12 protein-coding genes and 1 tRNA gene are annotated in these 11670 nt (G+C 38.4%); 10 read left to right on the top strand and 3 right to left on the bottom strand.

Translation table 11 applies throughout. The annotated features are described in order from the left end of the window. Positions 1–455 precede the first annotated feature (455 nt). Positions 456–1313 (top strand): helix-turn-helix domain-containing protein, encoded by an 858-nt coding sequence (locus GGR21_RS12840; protein ID WP_183307621.1) that lies wholly within the window; start codon positions 456–458, stop codon positions 1311–1313. A gap of 236 nt (positions 1314–1549) precedes the next feature. Here GGR21_RS12840 and GGR21_RS12835 read toward each other — a convergent pair. Next, a tRNA-Asn gene (locus GGR21_RS12835) sits at positions 1550–1623 on the bottom strand. Between the two features lie 81 nt (positions 1624–1704). Here GGR21_RS12835 and GGR21_RS12830 point away from each other — a divergent pair. From GGR21_RS12830 to GGR21_RS12820, 3 genes are read left to right on the top strand one after another with little or no spacing between them, the layout of a single operon-like run. Continuing rightward, complete coding sequence (locus tag GGR21_RS12830; RefSeq protein WP_183307620.1) at positions 1705–2682, top strand: adenosine kinase; 978 nt, start codon at positions 1705–1707, stop codon at positions 2680–2682. Beyond that, entirely contained in the window at positions 2683–3444 is a 762-nt protein-coding gene (locus GGR21_RS12825; protein WP_183307619.1) for an SDR family NAD(P)-dependent oxidoreductase, read from the top strand. Continuing rightward, positions 3434–4141, top strand: coding sequence for a Dph6-related ATP pyrophosphatase (locus GGR21_RS12820; protein ID WP_183307618.1), 708 nt, complete (start codon positions 3434–3436; stop codon positions 4139–4141). Before GGR21_RS12825 ends, GGR21_RS12820 begins: the two co-directional genes overlap by 11 nt. On the opposite strand, the gene GGR21_RS12815 is transcribed toward GGR21_RS12820, so the two are convergent. Beyond that, a complete protein-coding gene (locus GGR21_RS12815; protein WP_183307617.1) occupies positions 4125–4856 on the bottom strand; it encodes an energy transducer TonB in 732 nt (243 codons plus the stop codon). The two genes, GGR21_RS12820 and GGR21_RS12815, sit on opposite strands and share 17 nt — an antisense overlap. 387 nt (positions 4857–5243) lie before the next feature. Between GGR21_RS12815 and GGR21_RS12810 the strand changes: the two genes are divergently transcribed. From GGR21_RS12810 to GGR21_RS12785, 6 genes are all read left to right on the top strand, one after another. Continuing rightward, positions 5244–5552, top strand: coding sequence for a DUF4286 family protein (locus tag GGR21_RS12810; RefSeq protein WP_183307616.1), 309 nt, complete (start codon positions 5244–5246; stop codon positions 5550–5552). A gap of 1 nt (position 5553) precedes the next feature. Next, complete coding sequence (gene ruvC / locus GGR21_RS12805; RefSeq protein WP_221232995.1) at positions 5554–6117, top strand: crossover junction endodeoxyribonuclease RuvC; 564 nt, start codon at positions 5554–5556, stop codon at positions 6115–6117. A gap of 11 nt (positions 6118–6128) precedes the next feature. After that, complete coding sequence (lipB, locus tag GGR21_RS12800; protein ID WP_221232994.1) at positions 6129–6791, top strand: lipoyl(octanoyl) transferase LipB; 663 nt, start codon at positions 6129–6131, stop codon at positions 6789–6791. A gap of 87 nt (positions 6792–6878) precedes the next feature. Continuing rightward, positions 6879–7784, top strand: a complete 906-nt coding sequence (locus tag GGR21_RS12795) for a Ppx/GppA phosphatase family protein (protein WP_183307615.1) — start codon at positions 6879–6881, stop codon at positions 7782–7784. A gap of 94 nt (positions 7785–7878) precedes the next feature. Then, a complete protein-coding gene (gene ppk1 / locus GGR21_RS12790) occupies positions 7879–9930 on the top strand; it encodes a polyphosphate kinase 1 (RefSeq protein ID WP_246348069.1) in 2052 nt (683 codons plus the stop codon). Then, positions 9931–10821 (top strand): Ppx/GppA phosphatase family protein, encoded by an 891-nt coding sequence (locus tag GGR21_RS12785; RefSeq protein ID WP_183307614.1) that lies wholly within the window; start codon positions 9931–9933, stop codon positions 10819–10821. Between the two features lie 240 nt (positions 10822–11061). Here GGR21_RS12785 and GGR21_RS12780 read toward each other — a convergent pair whose 3' ends face one another. Continuing rightward, positions 11062–11535 (bottom strand): DUF4328 domain-containing protein, encoded by a 474-nt coding sequence (locus GGR21_RS12780; protein ID WP_183307613.1) that lies wholly within the window; start codon positions 11533–11535, stop codon positions 11062–11064. Positions 11536–11670: the final 135 nt, after the last annotated feature.

The raw sequence follows: 11670 nt of genomic DNA, 5'->3' as shown, positions 1-11670 counted from the left end.
TATTCGAAACAAAAGTAGAGGTTTGAGCCGGATTATCCTTTACATAATTCCTCCTTTTTTTATTATTTTTTGTCCCTCAAACAGCGACCCAATACAGATTTTGTACATTTTTTTAGATGTTTTATTATTATTTTAAAGATTATTCGAACAAAAACAATTTGATAGATGTTTACTGTAAATATAAAATTAAACCCAGAATTTGCGCCTCATATTAAACTTTTTGTCACTAATGATTGAATTGAAAGACAAATATTGTAATTGTTTCCTGTAGTTTGTGTATTTCTTATATCTACTATTAATGAAAAATACTGGGATATCGCATTCTAAATTATATCCATATAGAACATTTTTTCAATACTGACCACTAGGACTCTAACAGAATATTTAACTGATACAAAAGAAGTTTATAATTGTTTTGAAACTCTTATATCAGTTTGAAAATTAAAAATATATATATGAATACATTCTGTAATACTAATTGTCCTTTGGCTGAAAAAGAAGAGCCCACTATTGAACTCTTGAACCTGGATCAGGGGAATATAATTCAGGATATGTCTGTAGATGACATAATGGTTTTTATTATTGAAGGTAAAATCGATTTGTCATTAGATATTCATATTAATTCTGTAATTAAGACGGATAGTATCGTTTTTCTGCCTGTGGATTGTCATTATATGGCCAATATACTGGAAGATTCGGTTTTGCTTATTATCCGCATACACGATCCTATCTTGTTTTGTAATTGCTTGCGCATAATGGATCTGATAAATAATAACATTGAGGACTGTTGTAAAGAGAAAGATCATCTGTATTTACTGGAAATAAATTCCGAGATTAAGCTGTTTGTCGAATTTGTACAGGTTTGTATTAGTAAAGGAATTTGTTGCAAGATGTTTTTTCAAAATAAAGTAGCTGAATTATTTTTTCTGCTACGTACATTTTATTCCCAGACAGATCTTGCCCATTTCTTCAGTGGCGCATTGAATTCAGATTCAGTTTTCTCTTCTTATATTATTCAGCACGGCCATGACTATAAGTCTATAAAAGAGTTGGCGGAGGCTCTCCGATATTCGGTTTCCGGTTTCGAAAAACATTTTAAGCGTATATTCGGTGTATCCCCCTATAAATGGATGCTCCGGAATAAAGCAGAGAAGATCTATTATGAAATACGACTCGAAAAACACAGTTTTAAAGAAATCTGCGACGAGTTTGGCTTTTCCAGTATCTCTCATTTCACCAATTTCTGCAAGACCTATTTAGGTGATACACCTTCAAATATCAGGAAATATGGAAAACCTTCTGAAAGAATATAACAGTGGAATAATTTATAAAAATCTCATCCGTAACAATTCAAATTGTCATAGTAGGGAGAACTGTTTGTCTTGAGGAATTTGCAGAGAGGTTTTCGTCCTTTTGGGTTGTTTCCAAAAGCCAATAACAATAACTTCAGATCAATATTAGGAGTTCAGCATAGATTTCAAAGGCAAATTTATATAATAACAAATTATAAAAGCAGCTATCATAAATGACAACTGCTTAATTTATTTTGCTCTTCCTCTTGGACTTGAACCAAGGACCCTCTGATTAACAGTCAGATGCTCTAACCGACTGAGCTAAGGAAGAATTTTTTCCTTCAAAAGTGAGGCAAAAGTAGGGCATATTTCTGAATTATGCAATATCTTTACGCAAAATTTTAAATAAAGAATGACAAAAGTACTTGGAATGGGTAATGCGTTAGTTGACGTTTTAGCCATTATAGAAAATGACGGCTTGCTCGAAACCCTTGATCTTCCGAAAGGTAGCATGCAGCTTATAGATGATGCAAAGTTTAAAATGATCAGCGAAGAAATAGGGAAGTTAAAAACTGATATTGTTTCCGGCGGATCTGCATCGAATACAATAGTTGGCCTTGCTAAACTTGGAGTAGAAACCGGGTTTCTGGGGAGAATAGGCAAAGACTTCTTCGGAAAATATTATAAAGACGATCTCATTAAGAATAATATAAACACCCATCTGATAGAAGCCGATGAGGCTTCGGGAGTAGCTTCGACATTTATATCGAAAGATGGAGAACGTACGTTCGGTACTTATCTGGGTGCGGCGGCCTTATTGAAGGCTGACGATTTGAAAAAAGAAGATTTTGAAGGATATGACTATTTCTATATAGAAGGTTATCTCGTTCAGAATTATGATCTTATCCGCACTGCTATTCAGCTTGCCAAAGCTGCAGGAGCAAAAGTGATCCTCGATATGGCCAGTTATAATATCGTGGAAGAAAGCCGGGACTTTTTACTCGAAATTATTCCCCGTTATGTTGATATAGTATTTGCCAATCAGCAGGAAGCTGAAACCCTGTTGGATCTGGATGTGGAGGAAACTATTGGTATTCTTGCCCAACGGACAGATATCGCTATCGTAAAAGTAGGGGCAAAAGGTTCGTGGATACAAAGAGGTGAAGAAAAAGTACTTGTACCTGCATTAAAAGTATCTTGTGTCGATTCTACCGGTGCTGGTGACTCATATGCATCGGGATTTATCTACGGGTTGATAAATAATTATCCGTTATCCGTATGCGGCGAGATAGGGACATTATTAGCCGGTGAAGTAATTCAGGAAGTGGGAGCAAAAATAAACGACAATAAGTGGGAAAGCCTTATCAAGCAAATAAAACAGATGGCATAAATGGATAATCCGTGTATTAAAGATAAAATCGCATTTATAACCGGTGGAGCCAGCGGCATTGGTAAAGCGATAGTTACACTATTCTGTGAGGCCGGGGCGGACGTTATTTTCTGCGATATAGACGAATCGGCTGGAAAGAAACTCTGTGACGAACTCAACGAATATAAATGCTCTTTTATAAAACTGGATGTTTCCGATGCCGGGTTGCTGGGTAATACGGTCAATAGTATTCTCGATAAGAAGGGGGATATAGATATTGTGATCAACAATGTTGGTGTCGGTGGCTTTGGCTCTATCCTGGAGACCTCGGTAAACAAGTTCGATAAGATACTCAATATCAATCTCCGGCCTGTTTTTATTACTTCCAAATTACTGGCTGCCCATCGTTCCAAGAATTCGAAATTAAATACATACGGACGCATTATAAATATGTCGTCTACCCGTTATCTGATGAGCGAACCAAATTCGGAGGCTTATGCTGCATCTAAAGGTGGTATTGTTTCACTTACCCATTCCCTGGCTATATCTCTTAGCGAATATAATATAACAGTGAACTGCATTAGTCCGGGCTGGATAGAAACCGGAGATTATGATAAACTAAAACCGACAGATCATAAGCAACATCCATCGGGTAGGGTAGGCATTCCCGAGGATATTGCACGTACATGTCTGTTCCTTTGCCAGCCTCAGAATAACTTCATCAATGGTCAGAATATCGTAGTGGACGGTGGAATGACCAAGAAAATGATCTATGAAGAATAAGGCGGTATTCAACTGGAGCGGAGGAAAAGATTCGGCTTTGGCCTTGCATAAGGTATTGAATGAACAGGAATATGAAGTTATCGCACTACTTACTACCATCAACAGAGACAGCCGTCGTTCCACCATGCATGCCATTCCCGAATCATTGCTGCAAAAGCAAGCCGACAGTATTGGCATCCCTCTATATATAGTCGATCTTACCCCTCAGGGAAATATGAGCGATTACGAAAGCGAGATGCAAAAAGCTGTTTCATATTTCAAAGAACTCGGTGTCAACCATTTTATTTTTGGCGATATATTTCTCCACGATGTGAAATCGTACAGGGAGAAGCAACTCAAACCCTATGGGATAACTGTTGTAGAGCCGCTTTGGGATAAAGGTCCTGCCGGGATAATGGATGAATTCCTGGCATCTGGACTAAAGACGGTCATCGTAACCACTATGGCTGATATTCTTGATAGTTTCTTCATTGGCCGCCATGTCGATAAAGATTTGATATCCGAACTGCCAACAGATATGGATATTTGTGGTGAGAATGGCGAATATCACACCTTTTGCTACGATGGCGATATATTTAGTTATTCTGTCCCTTACTCATTAGGGAGACCAGAGAAAAAAACTTATCTTTTCACACTCGATGACGGTACAATCAAAGAGTATTCTTATTGGTTTGCCAATCTCAATGACTTAACCTGAATGATACAGGCATTGTAAAATAAGTGTTTACGTTTTCTCCGTTATGCTTTGCCGGAATCCAGTCGGGCATAATACCGATTACCCGTAAAGCTTCTTTATCAAAATAATTAGGTTCGAGGCTCCTTAGTACAACAGGATTAATAACTTTACCCTCTTTTGTAACAACAAAACGGATAGTAACTCTCCCTTGCACACACATACCTTGATGCGGATATTTCAAATTGGCAGCAATAAAATTGAATAAGTCGCTCATCCCTCCGGTGAATTGAGGCATAGTATCTGCTACCGTGTATATCTTCTCTCCATCTACAATCTCATAAGGTAACTTGAAAATAATAGGTAGAGTAAAGTAAGTGTCCATCAAATGCAGTACGCTATCTTTATAGATTCCTCCCGGTTCCCATTTCGGCATTTTTTTAATAATGCTAATAGCCACACTGTCACATTCAGGATGAATACCCCTGATAATCGTAATATTGTCAACATAGCCTGTTTTCCTCACAACGAAACGTATTGTTACCCGTCCTTCTATTTCCTGGTCTGTCGCCGATTGGGGATAAGTAAAATGTTTTTTAATAAACGAAAGCATCTCCGCCTCCCCTCCCGGAAACTGAGGCATCTTTTCGTATTCTACAAAAGGTTTTTCGTTATCTTCTTGTCCGATACATACGGAAACCGGAATTAGTAATAATAGAAATAGCAGAAAGTTTTTCATAATGTTAAAAGTTGACAAAGTTGACGCATATTTTAATTTTTCCACCCCTCCCGGCCTCCCCCAAAAGGGAGGAGAACTGATGAGAGTTTTCTTTTCGTGGCTTTGCAGCCCCCTCTCCAAAGGGAGAGGGCTGGGGTGAGGTGTAAAACCTGACAATTAGCTACTCTACGTTCAGCGGAACGTTGTTTCTTACATATTTTACTCTTTTTATTTTTCATTGGCACATTGGCATATCGACACATTAATTTCATCATTTTTTTTTATAGATAATTCAAAATCAAAAAATCCATAAAACCCGCTTGTTTTTTAACTACTACAACTCTTTAGGTTACGACATGGACATCGATAAATTTTTCGTACTTTTGTTATTCATATTGTTTGTAAAAGATGATAATATACAATACAACCTTTCATGTGGAAGACGATGTATGCGATGAATATATTCGTTTTATGAAAGAGGTTTATGTACAGAAGGCTTCCATGAGTGGTTTCCTTCACGAACCACGCTTTGCACGTATCCATTCTCAACACGAAGAAAGCGGTACAAGTTATTCATTGCAGTTTAAGGTGAAAAATATGGATACGCTCAATCATTGGTATTCAACAGACGGGTTGCATCTGCAAAAACAACTGACAGAACGCTTCGGGAATAAGGCTCTCGGTTTTGTTACCATACTCGAAGAAATAGAATTATAGGATGATAGAACGCGAACGCATTATATTAGGTATCGATCCCGGAACGCAGGTCATGGGGTATGGAGTATTACGGGTTGTAAACAACAAGCCCGAACTGATGGCAATGGGCGTATTGCAATTGAGCAAATATGATGACCACTACCTGAAGCTTCGCCGAATCTTTGAACGTATAATCGGATTGATAGATGAATTTCTTCCCGATGAACTGGCTATCGAAGCACCTTTTTTCGGAAAAAATGTGCAAAGTATGCTCAAGCTTGGTCGTGCGCAGGGGGTAGCTATGGCAGCGGCACTATCGAGGGATATTCCCATTTTTGAATATGCACCGCTGAAAATTAAAATGTCGATTACCGGAAACGGTCGCGCAGCGAAAGAGCAGGTTGCCTATATGTTGCAACATTACCTGCGTATTCCCGATGAAAATATGCTGCCACAGATGGACGCCACTGACGGATTGGCTGCTGCGGTTTGCCATTTTTTCCAAACAAATAACCCGTCCATGGATAAAAAGTTTACAAGTTGGAAAGACTTTATAAACAAAAATCCGGGGAAAGTGAAAAAATAAAGATAATCAGAATGATATACGAAGATTTAGGAATAATAGAATACGGCAAGGCATGGGATTATCAGGAAAGGCTGTTCGCTGAAGCCCTGTCTTGCAAGGAGAAAGAGCTAAAGCCTCAAAGTCATCTGCTGTTTTGCGAGCATCCGCATGTTATCACAATTGGAAAACATGGTAAACAAGAGAATCTGCTTTTTCAGGAAAAATTTCTAAAGGAGAAGGGCATATCGGTTTTCCAAATTGACAGGGGAGGTGACGTCACTTATCACGGACCGGGACAACTGGTCGGTTATCCGATTTTCGATCTCGAATCATTTAATATAGGATTACGACAGTATATATTTAATGTAGAGGAAATTATTATTCGTTTTTTGGCCGGATATAATATCCAAAGTGAACGGCTTGCAGGAGCTGCCGGTGTTTGGATTGATACAGCCGAACCTTCAAAAACGAGAAAAATTGCAGCTATCGGAGTCCGTAGCAGTCGTTTTGTGACCATGCATGGATTTGCATTAAATGTAAATACCGACCTGTCTTATTTTTCGTTAATTAATCCTTGCGGATTTATTGACAAGGGAGTTACCTCCCTGAAAAAAGAACTGGGAAGTAGTATTGATATGCAGGAAGTGAAGATCAAAATGAAGATGCTGTTTGAAGAAATATTTAAAAATAAGTAAGGAGACCGACACTTAACCTTATCTACATCTTATCGTTACCATATCGTAACCGTTATCTCTTATCTTCGTTCCCAAAATGATAGGTATATGGATGTTAAACGGTTGGGGGCTGTAGATATCGGCTCAAATTCGGTACGGTTACTGATTACAGATGTTTTTGATTATCATGGGAAACCGGTCTTTAAGAAAGATTCTCTTATACGTATCCCTCTAAAATTAGGGGAAGATACATTCTCGAATGGCTATATAAGTGATCTCAAAAAAGAGAAGCTGGCTATTCTTATGAAATCCTTCGATGGTCTTGTTCAGGTGAACAATGTTCTCAAATGGCGCGTATGTGCAACTTCGGCAATCAGGGAGGCTGTCAACAGGGAAGAGGTCCTTGATTATGTGTTGTCGCAAACGGGAATAAATATAGAAATAGTAGACTGCAAGGAAGAAGCACGTTTTATACTAGCTAACAGTATCAATGAACTGCTGGAAGAAGACCGTGCCTATATTTATACTGATGTAGGGGGTGGCAATACCGAAATGGTAATTTTTTACCGAAATGAGGAGGTTGCGACCGAATCGTTTCGTTTAGGGACAATAAGGACATTATCGGAAGAGGAGGAAAAACAGGAATGGGTGAGAATGAAAGACTGGCTTGTGCAATACAGTTATTCTTATCCAAAAGTATCACTTATAGGTTCGGGTGGTAACATCAATAAACTCGATTCACTACTTCGCCGCTGCGGACGGATAAGACGGGAGGAACTGGTGGGATTTTCCTATAAATTCAGGAAAATGCCATACGAAGACAGACTTATAAAATACAATATAAACATGAACCGGGCGGATGTGATTATTCCGGCAATCGATATTTATCTAAAGATAATGAAGCTGGCACGTGCTTTGGTTATTGAAACCCCGATTATCGGCGTATCGGATGGAATTATCAAAGATTTGTATTTTCAGCATTTTGTTAATACACCAGATCAGGCGGTCTCGTAGATTGTAATATACATGATTGTAAATAAAATTTTAACTTTATATCCTAATCAGGCAACTACTTTGCTTGTAAGTTGTTTAAAACAAGAGATAGTATTTGGATGTTATTAAATTCGAGATGATAAATAACAGGGATTTAAGCTGGCTTACATTTAACGAACGGGTATTGCAGGAGGCACAGGATAAGACAGTGCCTTTGATACAACGGTTGCGCTTTTTGGGTATATTCTCCAATAATCAGGATGAATTTATAAAAGTGCGTGTTGCCAATATTGTACGCCTCAGTCAGATAAAAGGGAAAAAAGCTCCCGCCTTTACAGGAGGGTATACTGCAAAAGAATTGTTGCCGCTGATTAATACGCAGGTAAGCGAGGGACAGACAAAGTTTGTGAAAACATATAACGAAGTTTTGTCCGAAATGGAGCAACAGGGTATATATGTGGTAAATGAAAAACAACTGACCCGTAAGCAAAAGCAATTTTGTCACGAATATTTCTCCTCGGTGGTCAGCCAGCGTCTTGTGCCGCTGATAATACGGAAAACAACAGAAATGCCTTTCCTGCAGGATAATAATATTTATCATGCGGTGAAAATGAGTTCGGGTAGTGGGAGTAATCCCCGTTATGCCGTTATCCAGATTCCGGTGAGTAGTACTTGTCCCCGTTTTGTGGTACTACCTTCGGCAGGTGATCGTAACGATATTATTTTCCTTGACGATATTATCCGTTTGTGTCTCGACGAGATATTCTTCATGTTTAATTACAAGACTATCTCGGCTTATACATTCAAACTGATGCGTGATGCACAATTAACACTCGACGATGATATATCGAAAAGTCTTGTGGAAAAAATGGAAACCGGACTTCAGAACCGCCTGCATGGTCAACCTGTGAGGCTTATTTATGACAGGGAAATGCCTGATGATCTGCTCGATATCATTACCAAAAAATTGAAATTGAGAGGTAAAGACGGATTGGATGCCGGCGGACGCTATCATTTGATGCGTGACCTGATGAAGTTTCCAAAAGTGCGTCCCGATCTGGAAAGCAAGAACATGGAACCCTTGCAGCATCCCTATATTATCCCTTTTTCCAGTATTCTGAAAGTAATCAACAAGAAAGATATCTTATTGAATTATCCCTATCATACTTTCAATCATTTTATAGATTTCCTGCGTGAAGCGGCTATCGATCCAAAGGTAGAAAGTATCTACATAACGCTTTACCGTACGGCCGAGCATTCAAAGGTTATTAATGCCCTGATAAATGCTGCTAAGAATGGAAAAAAGGTAGTGGTTTTACTCGAATTGTTTGCCCGCTTCGATGAAGAACAGAATGTGGAATATTCTGAACTGCTGCAAAAGGAAGGTGTAAAGGTTATACATGGCGTAAACGGACTGAAAGTGCATAGCAAACTGGTGCTTGTGGAGAGACAAAACAAAGGCTATGTATATGTAGGTACAGGTAACTTCAATGAAGACACAGCCCGCATATATGGCGATTATGGATTGTTTACATCGAACCTGCAGGTTGTATTGGATGCCAGAACTATTTTTGATTTTCTGATAAATACCCATAAGCATTTTACTTGTAAAAAGCTGATGGTATCGCCCTATTATATGAGGACTCAGTTTGAAGACCTGATAAAAAGAGAAATAAAGAATGCTCAGAATGGAAAGCAAGCTTATATTTACGCCAAATTTAATAGTCTCACAGATGAGAATGTGATCAACCTTCTTTATAAGGCCAGCAGCGTGGGAGTTGATATCAGGCTGATTGTGAGGGGTGCTTGCTGTTTGCAGCCACAACTGAAAGGGCAAAGTGAAAATATTCGTGTGATAAGCATTGTGGATCGCTATTTGGAGCATGCCCGTATGGCTATATTCTGTAATGATTGTGATGAGAAAGTTTACATAATGAGTGCCGATTGGATGAACCGCAATCTTGACCGCCGTGTGGAAGTCGGGATTCCTATTGCCGACAAAAAGATAAAGACAACACTGATGGAGGTGTTTGATATACAATGGTCTGACAACGAAAAAGCCCGCGATCTGGCCGTCTTCGGAAGCAATACATATGTAGAGAAAGGCGATGATGCTTCGTGCCGTTCGCAGATAGCATTGTACGATTATTATAAAAACATGAAGTAAATGAAAACAGATATTTTCGGAGCAATAGATATCGGGTCCAATGCTATACGTCTGCTTATCAATAATATAGAATCTAATGGCGCATCGGTCGATTTTAAGAAGACCGCTTTTTTGCGTGTGCCGATCCGTCTGGGCGAAGATGTGTTTACTAGAGGTGAGATCAGCGAAGAAAAAAAGGAACGCCTTATTGAAGCTATGCAGGGTTTTTCTCATATAATGAAAGCTTATGGCGTGACTGATTACCGGGCTTGTGCTACCAGTGCTATGCGTGATGCCGAAAATGGAAGATTGATAACAGCCTCAATTCTGAAAGAGAGTGGCATAAATATAGAAATAATCGTGGGGCAGGAAGAAGCCGACATTATCTATGAGGCCGGAGGTTTGGATAGTGTGATGGACAGAGACCGCAACTATCTGTATGTGGATGTGGGAGGTGGTAGTACCGAGATTATCGTATATAGCAGCCAGCATAAGATTACATCTAATTCATTCCAGATGGGTACAGTGCGTATGCTTGTGGATGCTGTGAACGATAGTGAAGTGAAACGTTTTAAATCATGGCTGAAAGATATCTATAAACAATATGCGCCTTTAAGTATTATTGCTTCGGGAGGAAATATAAATAAAGTACATAAGATGCTTGGTAAGAGGGAAAAAGAGCCACTTAATTATACTGAAGTTAAAGTGTTGTATGATGCCCTTAAAGACCTTAGTTATGAAGAACGCATACAGAATTTCAAACTGAATACATATCGTGCCGATGTGATCATACCTGCGCTGAATATTTTCCTTATGATAGGCAAAGTCTGTAAGATAAACGAGATATATGTGCCTAAGGTCGGGTTAGTAGATGGTATTATCCATCATTTATATACAGAGAAATACAGGTAATTATTGAAGGTCTTCCTTTTCTCCTTCGCCATCTTTTTCTAATCCATAGAGGAGAGTTTCGGCTCTGGAATAGTTTTGAATGACCCGAATAGAAAATAGGCCGGCTATAAGCAGAATCAAGATTTTTATAGAGGAATATAATAGATTTTGCGTTTTGAAGAATATTTTTATCGGTGCAAGTAGTACAATGATAACAAGAAGAGTGTACATAATAAAAACTACTATAACTGATATCCACCATCATTTTACAAGTTTTATATTCAGTTTTTTTATATAAGAATTAGAGTTGTTGGAAAACAGTATTTTCTCCAGTAAGTAGCTATTGGTTTTATCATAAAGTTCTTTCATTATTTGATATGGTATATATAAATTGAGAACGGGGACAAACCATCCTTTTACGGCCCAACTGTCATCATGAAAACACTCATTAGTAATAATTCCCAGATTTAAATATGCTCTTCTAAACCACCTGATAAACATGATGATCATAAAAAATGGCATAAGGTAATTTGCTAATGCTATGAATTCTGAGAAAAAATGTTGTGTATCATAAACCGTCTGTAGGTTTTCACGGATATGTCTGTCTGCCAGATGATTGCTTGTCGGTGAAATGAATAATTTAAAAACAATATGAAAAATATTTATGGATAGAAATGCCCATATCATTGCTATTGCAGCTTTTGCCCTCTGGTCATTGGGTCTTAATTCGTTCATAGTATTTTCGTGTTTTTCAGATAGATTATCCCAAAGATATAATTTTATTTCATGTATGGTTTCAGTACGAGCTTATATTTTTCTGTCGATACATCCCAAATCTCTCAAATCAGAGACTTGCACATTCAACGGTTT

Source organism: Dysgonomonas hofstadii (assembly GCF_014196915.1).
In the GTDB taxonomy this organism is placed as follows: domain Bacteria; phylum Bacteroidota; class Bacteroidia; order Bacteroidales; family Dysgonomonadaceae; genus Dysgonomonas; species Dysgonomonas hofstadii.
Note: the sequence above shows the minus strand (reverse complement) of the source record. Positions and strands in the feature narration are given on the sequence as shown.